This window comes from Ignavibacteriales bacterium (assembly GCA_026390595.1).
Classification (GTDB): Bacteria; Bacteroidota; Ignavibacteria; order UBA10030; family UBA10030; genus UBA9647.
This window is the reverse complement of sequence record JAPLFQ010000016.1, coordinates 16,164-31,477: the sequence shown is the minus strand read 5'-3', so window position 1 is coordinate 31,477 and position 15,314 is coordinate 16,164. Positions and strand designations below refer to the sequence as shown.

Here is a 15,314-nt window from a genome sequence, read left to right as displayed (position 1 = left end):
GACGCATCTAAAGCGCTCACATCACGAGCACCTATGTAATCACACCAAGATTCTTGCCGACTTTCGTAAAAGCCTTAATCGCCTTGTCGATGTGATCCTTCTCATGTGCAGCGGAAAGCTGAACCCGGATCCTCGCTGTCCCCTTCGCCACGACCGGGTAAAAGAAGCCGACGACGTAGATCCCTTCGGCATACAATTCGCGCGCCATCGTCTGGACAAGCCCGGCATCGCCGATCATGATCGGTACGATCGGATGGAAACCATCCTTGATCTTGAATCCTGCTTCACGAATCTTCAGTCTGAAATAGCGGGCATTTTCATCGAGCTTATCCCGGAGCGCAGTCGATTCGCTGAGCAAATCAATGGCCTTGATCGTGGCACCGACGACAACCGGACTCAGCGTATTCGAAAATAGATAGGGCCGAGACCGCTGGCGGAGAAGATCGATGAACATTCTGGGTCCGGCCACACAGCCGCCTGCAGCACCCCCCAGTGCCTTCCCAAATGTCGTCGTGATAATATCGACCTTTCCCATTACTCCATGATGTTCATGCGTCCCTCTTCCGGTCTTCCCGACAAACCCGGTGGCGTGGGAATCGTCAACCAGCAGGAGAGCATCGTACTTCTCGGCGAGGATCGTGATCTGGTCGAGCTTCGCCACATCACCGTCCATGGAGAACACCCCATCTGTGACAATCATGCGGAAACGCCTGGCCCCAGTCTCCTTTAGTTGTTGCTCAAGATCGGCCATGTCAGCATGCTTGTAACGGCGCCGCTCTGCCTTGCAGAGCCGGATCCCATCGATAATTGAAGCATGATTCAGTTCATCGGAAATCAGAGCGTCTTCTTCTCCAAGCAACGCCTCGAAGACACCGCCGTTGGCATCAAAGCACGATGAGTAGAGGATGGCGTCTTCCATGCCCACAAACTCGGCGATTTTCCGTTCCAGCATCTTGTGGCTGTCCTGCGTCCCACAGATAAACCGGACAGAGGACATTCCGAATCCCCTTTCATACAGGGCATTCTTCGCAGCCTCAATCAACGCAGGGTGACTCGAAAGCCCGAGATAGTTGTTCGCACAGAAGTTCAGAACCTCCTTGAGCTTCGAATGCGCGGGGTATTCGACAAAAATATCCGCCCCCTGCGGCGAATGAATGAAACGTTCCTCCTTATAGAGATTTGCCTTCCTGATCTCTTCAAGGATGCCCTGGTAATGAGTTCGTACTCGTTCGTGCACTGCCATGGACTTATCTGCCTCCTCCTGATGTTGCCAATAGAACAGATCCTCGAATTGGCCTGTTCGACGCGACGACGATTGTTCCGTTTAGGGCTTGAAGAGCACCTTGTATGCATCGCCGTTGCGAATCGCCTGGAAGCCCTCCTCGAAGCGCTCGAGCGGCAATTGATGCGTGACAAAGCCGGTCTTCATCAGCTGCTTCGCAAGCCCTGCTTTCAACAACAGTTCCATTTGGTCCCATGTCTGGAAAACCCGTCGTCCGATGATGCCGTGGACGGTCATCCCGCTGAAAATGATATTCTTCGCGAAGTCGACCTGCATCGTACCTGAGGGGATGCCGAGGAGAGAAAAAGTGCCTCCCATGCGAAGCACACGCGCCGCATCTTCGTACGCCCGATAGTTTCCCGACATTTCCAGGGCAACATCGACGCCGGTGTTCTCGGTCTCGCTCATGATCGTATCGACAAACGCAGCCCTGTCATCACCTATCGCCATGTCGAAGCAATGATCTGCCCCGTACTTCTTCGCGAGGGTGAAACGACGCGAGACGAGCTTCTCATGCGAGAAATCCTCATGGGACGCGTCGGTGACATAGATGCGGCGTGCTCCTGCCCATTTGGCCACCGCAACAGCCATGAGTCCCTGCACTCCGCATCCGAGCACGACCACAGACTGGTCCTTGATCGGAGCGGCCATGACCGTGTGCGTCGCGTTTCCCAGTGCATCCATGAAACTGATAATCTCATAGGGAATTTCGCGCTGGAAGAAGAGCCGGAGATTCTCCGCGGGGACCTTCACAAATGCAGCCCAGGCACCGTCGTCGTGCACACCGTTAATAATGGTGTTCCGACAAACGTGGAATTCACCCTGGCGGCACTGATAACATGTCCCGCATGTCACGTGCATCTCAGCGGTGCTGAAAAACTGTTTCTGGGCAAACTTCAAAAACGTTCCTTCTGACGCGAGAGAACGAGCCGTCTTCCGACGCAGGAGCTTCGCCAGATCGGGGTTCGATTTTGCCTTCTGGAACATGAGCTGAGCGATATGGTGCCGCGCCTTCTTTCCTGCATCGACGATTCTTCCGCTGAACTCGTGTCCGACCGTGACCGGGTCGGACTTTGCCCTCATCATCTGCACGCGCAATGAGTCCTTGGAGTTGTAGATGCCGACGTCGGTGCCGCAAATTGCTCCCGCCTGGACCTGAATGATCACATCGTTCGGGTTTTGAACAGTGGGTTCGGGTTTGTCAACGATCTGAAGTCCAACGGGCCATTCCTGGCCTTCTTTCGGTTTAGGTTTTACAATCGCTTTCATTGACGTGTCTTTCCCTTCCGTGTATTCGAGGCCCCAACATCGATCGGGGGGATAGCCGCATCACTTCTTCAATGATTTCCAGGCCGCATAGTTTTTCCTGATGTCATCCAGCACTTCGCGGTCGACCTGATCGTCGTCCCGGATTCGGATATCGTAGTTCTCCCATCCCATGAAATCCTGCAACGCCTTCTTCGTCTTCGGATCAAATACGCCTGTGACGGGTCCGTCATAGAACAGAAATCCCTTATACGGCTTGTTACTCAAAATCCCCTGAAGTTCCTTGCAGATTGCAGGATCAATCTTGATAAGGTTCTTTGCATCCGACCGGAAATAATAAAGTTTGTGAAGCTCATAGAGACGCTCGAGTTCCTGCAATGGCCGGGCATGGTCATAGATGCTGATGTCGATCAGATCATCCGTTGTCCCATCGTACCCTGCCCCCTTGCGCTTCACAAGCAATGCAGCCGATTCCTCTCCCCTCCGATCTCCCCCTGCCTTCCCTCCCGCGACGATGGCCGCGACAAGTTTGTCAGCCAAGGATCCGTTCGTTTGCTGGAACGTCTTTGCCAAGGCCTCGACGGTCTCCTTGCCAACAAGAGTGTTCCCCTGAGCAGCGAACCCCTGCCCGGTAATCACAACACCTTTTCCGCCACTGGTCCTCCCCGTGATGCCCCCTGCCCAGTCAAAACACTCCCTGCCTGTCCAACTTGCGGAATTTCCTTTGGCGTCGATAATGCCTACCTGCCGAACCTCGCGGCCTGAATCATTCGCGATGAGAATCCTCAGAGCCTCTTCTGCTGTCGCCCCGTTGCGAAGAAGTGAAAGTCCCTTTGGGCCGTACGAGACGTTGATAAATGATTGCGTCGCGATGGCGCCGACTCCGGCCTCGGCCCAGGGGACGATTGGCCGGACATTTGGAAACTTGGATTGTACAGCAACGCCCACATCACCTGAGACGGGATCGATGGCGACGATTGAGAAGGTTGAAGCAAATGGTTCGGAAGCAGGCACTGCGCCGTGGCCGGATCGCGAAGGGGCGATGACGATCAAAAAGAAGATCGCAAAAGAACATACTGCAGCAAAAGCTGAGATGAAGCGATTCATGACGGTCCTCCTTGGCAACGCATCCATGGGGCAACACAAGGGCAGTCTTGTCATCAGGCAGGACGACTGTTTCCTGGATCAAAACGCCGTGAGAATATAGAGAGAAATACGTTGGAAGGAAAGTACTTTGAGGCGCTGCTCCTACGGAGACTTCTTCAACCTGATTGCGAATGATCCGTCCATCATGTGGCGATGAGGAAACGTCTCGATAAAGCCGTCGGAGGTGACGATTTTTGGGTTCACAAACTGGTTCGCATTCTCGATCGTGAATTCCGAATGCGTATCAAGGAAGTTCGTTATCATGCCGAAATTTTCTTCCGGCTCCGTTGTGCATGTGCTATAAACGAGAACTCCGCCCGGCTTGACATGCTTTCCAGCGTTCTCGAGAATGGCTTTCTGGGTCTGCACGAGCCTGACCAGGTCCTCGGGTTCACGTTTCCATTTCGCGTCAGGTTTCTTCGAAAGAACTCCCAAACCGGAGCATGGAGCATCCACGAGCACTTTCTCGGCAGGCGCAGTCTGAATGGTCGCTGCGTCCGCCACCACGAAATGCGCATTCGCAATACCCAACCGCTGACACGCGCTCTTCACAAGGTTGAGCCGGCTCTCATACCTGTCAACCGCGACGACTTCACCGACATTCTTCATCAGCTCGCCAATGAACGTAGCCTTTCCTCCGGGAGCCGCGCACATATCAATCACGCGATCTCCGGGCTTTGGATCGAGAAGCTGCACCGCGAGGCCTGCACTCTCATCCTGGACAACAAAGAAGCCCTGACGGAACATCTCCGATCCACCAATTCCCGCCATGTGCTTCACCCGCACGAAGAAATCGAGATACTCCGCCTTCGAGAACTGCACCTGGTGCTGTTCCAACTGGTTGAGGAAGTAATTGAAATCGATCTTGAGGCGATTGACGCGGAGCGTCAGGTCGGGCCGCTCGTTGTTCGCTGCGAGAAACTTCTTTGCTTCGTCGTACCCGTAGCGGCTCACCCAGCGTTTTACGATCCAGTTCGGGTGTGATTCGATGACCGCCAGGTGTTGGATTTGATCCTCGTTCTGGTCCGGGTATCGGATGTTGTCGAGGTTGCGGAGGATATTCCGCAGCACCCCGTTCACAAGGTCGGCTACCTTCTGGCCCCTCAGCCGCTTGATGAACTCGACGGACTCGTTGACTGCCGCTGAGTGCGGGACCTTGTCCAGAAAGAGGATCTGGTACAGAGCGACTCGCAGGGCATTCTTGATATTGGTCTCGGCCTTCGTGAAGTTGCCATGGAAGAATCCGGTCAGGACCCAGTCTACCTTCATCTGCCAGCGGACGACACCTGTCACGATTTCGTTCAAGAGCCCTTTGTCGAGTTCGTTCATGTCCGTGTTACGCATCTCGTTGTCGAGGAGGCGGTCGAGGTACGAATCGGATCGATCGACGCGATTGAGTATCTTCACCGCAGTGCCGCGTGGTCCGCGGTACAGGTTTGTCGTATCGGAATCAATACTCATTCGGAGCGGGTCTTGCATCGTCGTTGCAGAGCCTTTTGAAGTCGTGTCATCAGAGAGCGATTATCTCATTCGGATAATCCGGCTATGGCCTTGTCGGTTGAGCGCCACCCACCTCCATGAGCGCTGCGTCAAAGGGGATTCGAAATTCGGCAGAACAGACGTAGTGCGTTCTCAGGGAGCAACGCGTGAGGATTCTTCAGATGACTCTAAAAAGAAAACGCGGAATGCAACTGCCGATTGCATTCCGCATGCTCAATGTCGAAAAACGAATGTAACTCACGCAGAAGGAGCTGCTTCTGCCGGCTCAGACGCCGGGGCAGCAGTCTTCTTTCCGTATTTCCTGTTGAACCTTTCGACTCGACCAGCGGAGTCAACCAGCTTCTGCTTACCCGTAAAAAACGGATGGCAGGCCGAGCAGATTTCAACGTGCAGATTTCCAGCCGTCGAGCGCGTCTCGAATGTGTTGCCACAGACGCAGGTTACGATTGCTTTTTTGTAGTCAGGGTGTATTCCGGGCTTCATCGAACTCTCCAAGTTTTCTTTCTCATTTGCTTTATAAGGTAGCCTTTTTTGGTCACACTTGCAACGGCATTCTTGCTCAGAAAGACCGGCTGCGATCATTCGAAGGAATGCCGAATCCTTGAAATTATGTTCGGATTTGGGTAGATTGGTCTAGATGAGACAATTGACCAAATTGATTTTTCTTCTTGGCCTGTGCGGAATGGCGTCTCTTGCTCAGGACAAAGGCACATTCAGTTTCCTTCGTAACGAAGTCGGGGCGCGCGCAGCCGGGTTGAATGGCAGCTTCGCGTCGATGACCAATGATCCCAACCTGATTTTCTATAACCCGGGCGCTCTCACAACCCTTACGCAACCCCGTGGCTCCGCCGGATTCCTGAAGCATCTGCTCGATGTCAATAGCGGGTACCTTTCGTATGCCCGTTCCGTCGATGGAGTTGGTACTGTCGGAGGCGGAATCATCTATGTCGACTATGGATCCTTCAACCAGACCGATGAATCGATGAATTCGCTGGGGACATTCAGTGCCCGTGACATAGCATTGATTATGGGCATCGGCCGCTCGATAGACGACGTAACAAGCGTGGGAATGAGCCTGAAACTCATCTACTCATCGATCGGCGAGTTCAAATCGTCCGGAATTGCCATCGACGCAGGCATCCTGTACCAGGTTCCATCACAAAACATCACCATAGGCGCGAGTGTTTTGACGCTCGGTACTCAGCTGCAATCCTACAACGGCACCAAGGAGTCCCTCCCACTCGACGTAAAGATCGGCATCACCAAACGGCCGGAGCATCTGCCCGTGTTGCTGAATCTCGATTTCCACCATATCATGGACAAGCAGGAAAAAGCGCTGGATCATCTGAGTTCGTTTTCCTTCGGGGCAGAACTGTTGATGAGTGAGTCGGTCAGACTTCGGGTTGGCTATAACAATCAACAGCGGAAAGACCTGAAACTCGGCACTAGCGCCGGGCTTGCTGGCATTTCGCTCGGCGGCGGGATTCTGCTTGGCGAGTATGTGATCGACTACGCGTTCAACTCATACGGCAAGATCGGCGGTCTGCACCGGGTCTCTGTCGGTATGGGCCTCTAGGGACTTCGCTCCCCGCTTCCCTTATCGGGTCAGACTTTCCAGCATTCCATCGCTCAGATAGAAAAGGATCATCCCCGCGAACACCACGAGCGGCGGGATGCGATCTTTCGACTTATTGATCTCCGGTATGAGGTCGCTCGCACCTACATACACCGCAATACCGGCGGAGAACGCAAACCCCACACCGATAGCTTCTGCACCGATGCTCTGAAACACAAACAGCGTGCACACCCCCAGCATGGTCGCCCCGGCCAGTCCAACCGTGGACATCATCACCGCCTTCCGCGAATATCCAGCCGCAACGACGATTGAGCCGATCGTGAGTCCTTCCGGAAATTTGTGGAGAAGAACTGCGAGGAATATCAGGATACCCAGCATGGGGTCGAACTGCTGACCGATTGCGATCGTGAATCCGTCAAAGAACGCGTGGACGAACAACCCGCTAAATGCAGAGAGGCTAGCGGTCTTTGATACCATGACGTCGCCGTGCGTCTCTTCCCCGAAATGGAGGTGCCCGACGATCGTGTGTTCGAAGAAGTGAATCGTAGCGAAGCCCAATACGCAGAACACCATCGCCTTGTCCCCAATCGCATGAATGCTTGCGGGGACCAGTTTCAAAAATACCAACGCCAGGATAAACCCCGCCCCCAACGCCAGGAGTGTTTCCTGAACGCGCCGCGGCCATGTCTTCTTCAGATAGATGATGCTGCCGCCGAGGATTTCTGCCAGCGCAGCGGCGAGACCAAAAAGGAATGTCCGAACGATCATTGAGCCCTCGAATATGGCTTGTCCATGAAACGACGAGCCTCTTTGTAGGTGTTCTCGTATTCCTTCATGTTCAACACCTTCTGATACTGTGCAAGTGCTGACCCGCGTTTCTTCTGCAGGTCGAAGATCATGCCGATAGTCAGGTTCGCCATGGACATAAAGCCTGACGATACGTGCTTGTCGATCTTCACTGAAATCTCATCACAGCGATACAGGTCCTTCAACGCATCGTCCAAACGACCCGCGAGGAAATAATGGCGGCCAGTGTAGTAGTACGCCTCCCTGGCGTCGAAATCATCATATCCCACCTGATGCTTCCGGAACCGCACCTCAACTTCGTTGAAGACCTGAAATGCCTCTGCCCAGTATCCAAGACTGACGTAGCAGCGGCCATACATCCTGTGAAAGAGCGGATTGTTCGGATACTTGCTGTGGAGTTCACGCGCGAGTTCAAGCGCCCTGACGTATTGCTTCTCGTACGAAAAGTAGGTCTGAAGCAGGAAGTACATTGCCTCGACCTTCGCGTAGCGCGCCTTGGTGGCGGCGAGCTCCAGCTGTTCCAACCCTTTCTTTTTATCTCCGCCCGGCAGGAACAGCATCAAAGGTTTCACAACCGGATACTGGCTCGGGACAACATCCGCATAATAGTTGTACATTCCCATGCCCAGCAAGACATCATAATTTGCCGGCTCAAGTTTGTTCGCTCTTCTAATCGACGGCAGCGCCACGAGACCATCTTTCGCTGCCAGCAGCCATGCGCCCCTGTTTGACCTGAGCCTTCCTTTGAACCCTGCTGCACCCCCTTTGAAGAACAGCGCCGTCACATCATTCTCGTTCGCGTCAAGACGCTTCTCGCACATCTCCACTACCTTGTCCAACATCGCCAAGAAAGCACCATCCCGCGATTCATCGTCGAAGTTGCTGAGGATACGCCACCACTCCGTCATCGCATGAAAAAAGTACCCTGCCGGATGCTCTGGTGCGAGCCGGACAACCTCCGCAAATTCCTTGTCCGCTTTTTCAAACTCGATACTGTAAATATGGCCGATCCCGCGCTGAACTCTGGCATCGATAGCGGGGTCTTCAATCCACTGACCCTTCGCTGACGCGAAGACCAGCGAAACCAGGAGCAGCAGTTGGTATCGCCGTGCTTTCAGTAACAATGCACAGTTTTGGCTGGGGTTCCTTCGGGGAAGCAAGCTACATTAGCCTCTCTGCTATGTATGAACGCAATCCGGCAGCTGCGACTCTTTCCTGTTTCATCGAATCCCGCTCGCGAACGGTCACAGTCTGATCCTGCAGGCTTTGCGAGTCGACCGTGACACAGAACGGCGTCCCCGCTTCGTCCTGCCTGCGATAGCGCCGACCAACCGCGCCGCTATCATCGTAGAAGACACGGAAGTGCTGCCTGAGATCGGACTCGATGTTTCCCGCCATCTCGGGCATCCCATCACGATTCACCAGCGGGAACACAGCGACTTTTGTCGGCGCCAGTTTCGGGTGAAGCTTCAGCACGATCCGCGTTTCCATTGCTCCCTCAGCCGATGGAACTTCTTCTTCGTTGTAAGCATCCACAAGGAAAGCCATGAACGACCGGCTCGCTCCGGCCGAAGTTTCGATGACATACGGGGTGAATTTCTCCTTCGTCGCCTCATCGAAATACTTGAGGCCTTTTCCGGAATACTGCTCATGCCTGGAGAGATCGAAGTCCGTGCGATTGTGCACTCCTTCAATTTCCCCCCAACCGAACGGAAAGAGGAATTCGATGTCGTACGCGTCTTTGGCGTAGTGGGCAAGTTTGTCCTTGGGGTGCTGATGCCATTGGAGCTTTTCCGGTTTCATGCCAAGTCCGATGAACCACTTCATTCTCTCGGACCGCCAGTACTCAAACTGCTCGACGTCCGTGCCGGGCTTCACGAAGAACTGCATCTCCATCTGTTCGAACTCACGCGTGCGGAAAAGGAAGTTCTTCGTATTGATCTCGTTACGGAATGCCTTCCCTATCTGGGCAATGCCGAACGGAATTTTGAGCCGCCCCGCCGACTGGACATTCAGAAAGTTCACGAAAATGCCCTGCGCCGTCTCCGGCCGCAGGTAGACGACTGAGGACGAATCCTCCAACGGACCCACGAATGTTTTGAACATCAGGTTGAACTTACGGGCGTCGGTGAAAGTCCCCTTGTTGCCGCAATTCGGGCACGAAAGGAACGTCACCATGACCGCCGCATCGGCGTCGGTCGTCACCCGTTTTGCGAATTCCTCCACCACAACCTCATCCTTGATCTGCCCGTCAAACTTCCCGGGCTCGATCTCCCGCAGGGCCTCCTTTTTGCGCTTGACTGACATGTCCTCGAAAAGGACATCGAGACGATAGCGGGATTTGCAGCCCCTGCAATCGACCATCGGATCAGTAAAGTTTTCGACATGGCCGGATGCTTCCCAGACACGCGGATGCATCAGAATGCTCGCGTCGACCCCCTCGATGTTATCGCGGTACGTCATGCTCTTCCACCATTGCTGTTTCAGGTTGTTGAGCATTTCCACTCCCAACGGACCGTAGTCCCAGCATCCATTGAGACCGCCATAGATTTCGCTCGATTGAAATACGAAGCCTCTCCGTTTCGCCAGAGAAACAATTTTCTCCATCAGTTTCGATTGGTCGTTCAACGCGCTTTTAGGTTGGTTCATGGTAGTTCGGTTTTGAGTTTTAGGTTGAGAGTGGTTCGACTTTGCTCACCACAGGTTTCGCGTTCCAGATTCGAAGTTCAAGGGCGAAGGCCCACAGGATCAGGGAAAGATCCAGCCGTCTGCCAACTTCTGGCTGCCATCTCTGGCATCCGTCTCACGTCTCGCTTTTCACTTCTTGCGTCTCGAGTTTCACATCTCCTGCTCCAAATCTCTACGACTCAATTACTTTGTTACTTCACTACTCCCCTACTTGTTTCTAAACACCGGCTTCCTCTTCTCCAGGAATGCGCGAGTTCCCTCCTTGAAATCCTCTGAGGCACAGCATTGGCCGAAAAGATCGGCTTCGAGCGCCTGACCAGCCGACAACGGGAGCTCAGTCGTTGCGTTCACCGCCTGCAGAGCGAACTTGATCGCTAGCTGACCCTTCCCGGCAATCTTCAACGCAAGGGCCTCCGCGGTCGCCAGAAGTTCCGCCGATGGAACAACTTTGTTTACGAGTCCCACGCGAAGAGCCTCCTGGGCGTCGATATGGTCTCCGCCGAGAATCATCTCGAGGGCTCTTCCTGTTCCAGCCAGTCGGGCCAAACGCTGAGTTCCGCCGTATCCGGGGATGATGCCGAGGTTCACTTCGGGCTGACCGAATTTGGCATTCTCTGACGCAATGCGAATGTGGCATGCCAGTGCAAGCTCCATCCCGCCGCCCAGAGCAAAGCCGTTCACTGCCGCTATGACAGGTTTCCCCAGATTCTCAATAAGATTGAAGACGGCTTGCCCCCCCTCAGAAAATGATCTCCCCGACTGTCGGTCGAGCTCAGTCAGTTCCTTAATGTCGGTTCCAGCTACGAAACTCTTCTCACCGGCCCCGGTCAGAACAATTACATCGATGTCAGCATCGTTCTTCAAGACCTCGAACGCCGATTTCAATTCATCCTTGGCCTGAGCATTGAGCGCATTGAGCTTCTCCGGGCGATTGATGGTAACGAACGCGAGTCGGTTCCGTTTTTCAACCATCAGCGTCTGATAACTCATAGATTGTCCTCGTTTTCTGGCGTTATGCGTGCGTACGAAGTCTCGAAACGTTCACCTCGGTTCGTTGGCGTTTTTCAAATACCGAAAGTCTGCCGCCACCATACGCCTGAACAAGATCCACTGCAATGTCGAAATCCCGTCCGACATCCTCCGGTGTATGCGCATCTGAGCCAATCGTGAGCGGTATCTTCAATTCCCTTGCGAGCGCCAGAATCTTCTGGCTTGGATAGGTTTCCTTTTCCGGTTTTCGTAACCCTGAGGTGTTTACCTCAATGCAAAGCCCCCCATTTCTGATCTGGGTCATGGCTTCCCTGACCAGATCGTCGACCCGTTTACTGGAGAAGATGCCGAACTTCTTTACGATATCGCAATGAGAAATGACATCGAACATCCCGGACTTCGCTGAGTCAGCAATCGTTTGATAGTAACCTTCGTAGAGCGATTCAAGCTCGTGTTTGCCGTACTCGGGACCAAAGAGCGGCTTCTCCTGTCCACGGGGTCCAATAAAATGAACCGAACCAAGGACAAAGTCGAAATCGTTCTGCCCAATGAACTTCTGATTCCACTCAGCGGCCCAATCGAGGTAGTCAACTTCGATTGCATACTTGATTCGAATCTTGCCGCCGTATTTCTCCTTCAGCGCCGATACTACAGGCGTATAGTCTGAATTAAATTCCTCCAGCGTCATCCGGTGGCGAGGATCGTAATCACCCGGCAATGGGGCATGATCGGAGCATGCTACTTCATCCAACCCAAGCCGAATTGCCGCCTGAACGTATTCTTCGAGATCTCCTTGAGCGTGTCTGCAGAGCCTGTTATGAGTGTGGTAATCTACTATCATTCCGGGTTTGCGATAATCCTTTTCTATACACTTCCAGCGATGCTCCATAAACTTGCTTCATTATAAGGAATTTTCTGCTCTTTTGGAACTGGGAAGACACGACCGCAGGTGCAGCCGGACGCAAGGAGTCGCTACTTCAGGGAGACGGGTCTTTTCGGTACCGGTTACCGGATGTCCGGACTACTCGTTATGAAGTGAAAAGAAATCTCTTGATCGAGGGAGGATGTGAAAACCAGCGGATCTAAAGAAATGCAGCGGAAAGATATCCGACAACAGCAGTTTTGTCTCCGGTGACGTCCCCCGAATTGCAGTAGAAGAGGATCTGTGACCGGCGGGCTCCCATGAGCTTGGATGCGCGCATGACCGATACCACCGGTCCTCCACCGCAAGCTTCGACTTGCTCGGCCACTATCTGCGCCATCAGGGCCGTCTCGTCAAAAGCCTCAACTTGATCTATGACACGGCGGTCGAGTCTGACCGCATCAGCGTAAGGATGATAATGGGAAAGGTCGCTGCTCGCAACGAGCAATACATTCTTGCCGCGGGTCGCCCGAGCGATGGCACCCCCCAGTGCAGGACACACCTCCTTCGTCTGATTGCCGATAATCATAGGTACAAAGGAGAAGTCACCGAGCACTCGCTGCAAAAATGGAAGCTGAACTTCGAGGCTGTGTTCCCCCCGGTGGCCAATTTCGGAAGCCTCGATGTACGGGGACTCCTCCACCAGCGCTTTGCGAATTTCCTGATGAACAGGGACATCACCCAGCGGCGTTCGATAGGCATCCCCCGGATAGACCGAGACCCCATCAAAATATTCCCGGTGGCTGGGGCCGACCATCAGGACGGCATCGTATTTGGAACCGCGCAATGCCTTGTACCCTGTGGCAGCAGCCATTCCCGAATACATGTATCCCGCGTGCGGTGACACCAACCCCCGAATGGGCCCCTTCACGTCCGGCGCGTCTGCCTGATCGAGCAGACGATCGACATGATCACGCAGTGTTTCAGAATCTCCGTCATAGAACGATCCGGCTGCGGCGGGCTTCCTGACTCGGGACACGGCCTCTCCTCCTTAATGCTTCTTTTTCTGGAACTCAGCTTCCGAGAATACATCCGACGTAAAGGTAAGAATTGAGACCCCTTTCTTCTTCCAGGCGTCGACAGGCAAGCCCGCTTTGCGGCACGTCTGGGAAAGGAATTGCTCCCTCCCCCATCCATATTCAGTCGCCACCTGAGGCAGCAAGAGGCCGCGCGCATGTCCCGCATCGATCACCAGTCCATGCCTTCCCACTACGATCTCTTCTATGTTTGTGGTCTTCTGCAGCGGAGAAAGGACCGAGATCTCTATTTCGACGTTTTTCAGTTCTTCGGCAGTCAAAGGAAGAAACCTGGGATCTTCCAACGCCGCCTTGACTGCGGCTTCCTCGATGGTTTCATGAAGAGGGAAACGAGCTTCGATATACCCGATACAACCGCGCAATTCGGAATGAAGGTGAAGGGTGACGAAAGCTCCGCAATGCTCCTTCAATGCAGTCCTGCGTCCTTCGCTTCGAGCGTGCGGGCGACCGGAAAGCGCCGACGCGATCGATGTCCGGGCAATTCTCAGAAGTTCCTTCTTGTCGGCGACGCTCAACTGCATTCATTTCTCCCTGAATCTTACAGCACAAGGTACTGATGCGGAGTGCAACATTCAAGTAATGGAAATGCCAAGCGAAGAGCGTGACCTTTTCTTGCTTATGGAGCGGTCGTTTCTTACATTCGCATTACAACACGGAGCGGAATCAGGTATGTCTTTGATGGTAAGTATTTCGGGGATTCGCGGAATTGTGGGAAGCAGTCTCACTCCCGAGACGGTGGTCAAATATGCTGCCGCATTTGCCGAGTACTGCCAGGGGGGTACGGTTGTGATCGGCCGGGACGGCAGAATCACCGGAAAGAGCATTGCCCATCTTGTCTCCTCCACCCTCTCGCAAATGGGGTGCGACGTGATCGCGATCGGAATATGTCCAACACCCACCGTCGCACTCGGTGTTGAGATGACCCAGGCTTCCGGAGGCATATCCATCACAGCGAGTCACAATCCGATGCAGTGGAACGGCCTGAAATTCCTCGCAGCGACCGGCCTCTTCCTCGACGCAGGCGAGAATCAAAGGCTCTGGGAAATAGCGGCTCGACAGCCGAGAACCTATGCGTCTTGGGAAAAGCAGGGTACGCACGTCTCCGATCCGGGAATGATCGACAAGCACATTACGAACGTGCTGTCGCTCCCGTACATAGACATTGAAAAAGTGCGCAAACGGAAATTCAGGGTGGTAGTCGACTGCGTGAACGCTGCGGGGGGCGTCATCATCCCAAGATTGCTTCGCGAATTTGGATGTGACGTCATCGAAATGAATTGCGAGATTTCCGGAGTTTTCTCACACACTCCTGAACCGATCCCCGAAAACCTCGGCGACCTCTCAGCTCGCGTTCGCCGGGAAAAGGCCGACCTCGGCGTAGCAGTCGATCCTGATGTCGATCGATTGGTCCTCATCGATGAGAAGGGGGACCCGATCGGAGAAGAATATACCATCGCCAGCGTTGTCAAATTCGTACTTGCCCGGGATGCCGCCCGATCGCGGTCACTCGCTCCTAAGGTTGTGGTTAACCTGTCGACGACCCGAGCCGTCGATGATATCTGCGCTCAATTTGGCGCTGAGCTTCTTCGCACCCCCGTTGGGGAGATCAACGTAGCGAAAAAGATGAAGGAAGTCGGCGCTCTTGTCGGCGGAGAAGGAAGCGGCGGTGTCATTCTGCCCGAGTCTCATATCGGCAGGGATGCGCCGGTCGGCGTCGGGCTGACATTGCAGAACCTGGCGGAATTTGGCGGTACCGTATCCGAACTCAAACGAAGCCTTCCACAGTACTCGATCACGAAAGGGAAAATCGACCTCGGCACTGTCAATCCCGACGACGTCCTCAGGAGAGTTCAGGACAGATACAGCGCGAAGGGAAAGGTGACAACCGCCGATGGCCTCAAACTCGATTTCCCGGACAGTTGGGTCCATCTCCGCAAGTCAAATACTGAGCCTATCATCCGCATCATTGCCGAAGCCCACGAGAAGAAGAGAGCCGATGAGTTGGTTTCTGAGTTCATCGGAGAGATTCAAAAGGGCTGACATCAGCACATACTGCACAAAGCATCTATTCTTCCTCACCTGCCTCCTGACATATTCGCA

15 protein-coding genes are annotated in these 15,314 nt (G+C 54.0%); 3 read left to right on the top strand and 12 right to left on the bottom strand.

Features of this window, described 5'->3' with window-relative positions; genetic code table 11:
* Window positions 1–31: 31 nt before the first annotated feature.
* The 3 genes from kbl to NTU47_07000 form a co-directional block, all read right to left on the bottom strand.
* Entirely contained in the window at window positions 32–1,243 is a 1,212-nt protein-coding gene (gene kbl, locus NTU47_07010) for a glycine C-acetyltransferase (GenBank protein ID MCX6133546.1), read from the bottom strand.
* Window positions 1,244–1,324: 81 nt separating this feature from the next.
* Window positions 1,325–2,551: a zinc-binding dehydrogenase gene (locus tag NTU47_07005; protein MCX6133545.1), complete on the bottom strand. Its 1,227-nt coding sequence runs from the start codon at window positions 2,549–2,551 to the stop codon at window positions 1,325–1,327.
* A gap of 60 nt (window positions 2,552–2,611) precedes the next feature.
* Window positions 2,612–3,496, bottom strand: a complete 885-nt coding sequence (locus tag NTU47_07000) for a DUF1028 domain-containing protein (protein MCX6133544.1) — start codon at window positions 3,494–3,496, stop codon at window positions 2,612–2,614.
* 19 nt (window positions 3,497–3,515) lie between these two features.
* Between NTU47_07000 and NTU47_06995 the strand changes: the two genes are divergently transcribed.
* Entirely contained in the window at window positions 3,516–3,755 is a 240-nt protein-coding gene (locus tag NTU47_06995; GenBank protein MCX6133543.1) for a hypothetical protein, read from the top strand.
* Window positions 3,756–3,796: 41 nt separating this feature from the next.
* On the opposite strand, the gene rsmB is transcribed toward NTU47_06995, so the two are convergent.
* Window positions 3,797–5,155: a 16S rRNA (cytosine(967)-C(5))-methyltransferase RsmB gene (gene rsmB, locus NTU47_06990; GenBank protein MCX6133542.1), complete on the bottom strand. Its 1,359-nt coding sequence runs from the start codon at window positions 5,153–5,155 to the stop codon at window positions 3,797–3,799.
* A gap of 276 nt (window positions 5,156–5,431) precedes the next feature.
* Window positions 5,432–5,677 (bottom strand): 50S ribosomal protein L31, encoded by a 246-nt coding sequence (gene rpmE, locus NTU47_06985; protein ID MCX6133541.1) that lies wholly within the window; start codon window positions 5,675–5,677, stop codon window positions 5,432–5,434.
* Window positions 5,678–5,840: 163 nt separating this feature from the next.
* Between rpmE and porQ the strand changes: the two genes are divergently transcribed.
* Window positions 5,841–6,770, top strand: coding sequence for a type IX secretion system protein PorQ (gene porQ, locus NTU47_06980; GenBank protein MCX6133540.1), 930 nt, complete (start codon window positions 5,841–5,843; stop codon window positions 6,768–6,770).
* 21 nt (window positions 6,771–6,791) lie between these two features.
* Here the strand turns inward: porQ and NTU47_06975 are convergent, their stop codons facing one another.
* From NTU47_06975 to amrA, 7 genes are all read right to left on the bottom strand, one after another.
* On the bottom strand, window positions 6,792–7,538 hold the full coding sequence (locus tag NTU47_06975; protein MCX6133539.1) for a ZIP family metal transporter: 747 nt from the start codon (window positions 7,536–7,538) through the stop codon (window positions 6,792–6,794).
* The gene (locus tag NTU47_06970) at window positions 7,535–8,701 is read right to left on the bottom strand and encodes a hypothetical protein (protein ID MCX6133538.1); all 1,167 of its coding nucleotides are present in this window, start codon (window positions 8,699–8,701) and stop codon (window positions 7,535–7,537) included. Before NTU47_06970 ends, NTU47_06975 begins: the two co-directional genes overlap by 4 nt.
* Before the next feature lie 37 nt (window positions 8,702–8,738).
* Window positions 8,739–10,226 carry a glycine--tRNA ligase gene (locus tag NTU47_06965; GenBank protein ID MCX6133537.1) on the bottom strand — a complete coding sequence of 496 codons (1,488 nt, stop codon included), beginning with the start codon at window positions 10,224–10,226 and terminating at the stop codon, window positions 8,739–8,741.
* A 246-nt stretch (window positions 10,227–10,472) separates the two neighbouring features.
* Window positions 10,473–11,255, bottom strand: a complete 783-nt coding sequence (locus NTU47_06960) for an enoyl-CoA hydratase-related protein (GenBank protein ID MCX6133536.1) — start codon at window positions 11,253–11,255, stop codon at window positions 10,473–10,475.
* Between the two features lie 22 nt (window positions 11,256–11,277).
* The gene (gene hisJ, locus NTU47_06955) at window positions 11,278–12,144 is read right to left on the bottom strand and encodes a histidinol-phosphatase HisJ (GenBank protein MCX6133535.1); all 867 of its coding nucleotides are present in this window, start codon (window positions 12,142–12,144) and stop codon (window positions 11,278–11,280) included.
* 193 nt (window positions 12,145–12,337) lie between these two features.
* A complete protein-coding gene (gene amrB / locus NTU47_06950; GenBank protein ID MCX6133534.1) occupies window positions 12,338–13,156 on the bottom strand; it encodes an AmmeMemoRadiSam system protein B in 819 nt (272 codons plus the stop codon).
* Between the two features lie 12 nt (window positions 13,157–13,168).
* Window positions 13,169–13,735, bottom strand: coding sequence for an AmmeMemoRadiSam system protein A (gene amrA, locus NTU47_06945; protein MCX6133533.1), 567 nt, complete (start codon window positions 13,733–13,735; stop codon window positions 13,169–13,171).
* A 157-nt stretch (window positions 13,736–13,892) separates the two neighbouring features.
* Between amrA and glmM the strand changes: the two genes are divergently transcribed.
* Window positions 13,893–15,254 (top strand): phosphoglucosamine mutase, encoded by a 1,362-nt coding sequence (gene glmM, locus NTU47_06940; GenBank protein ID MCX6133532.1) that lies wholly within the window; start codon window positions 13,893–13,895, stop codon window positions 15,252–15,254.
* Window positions 15,255–15,314 lie beyond the last annotated feature (60 nt).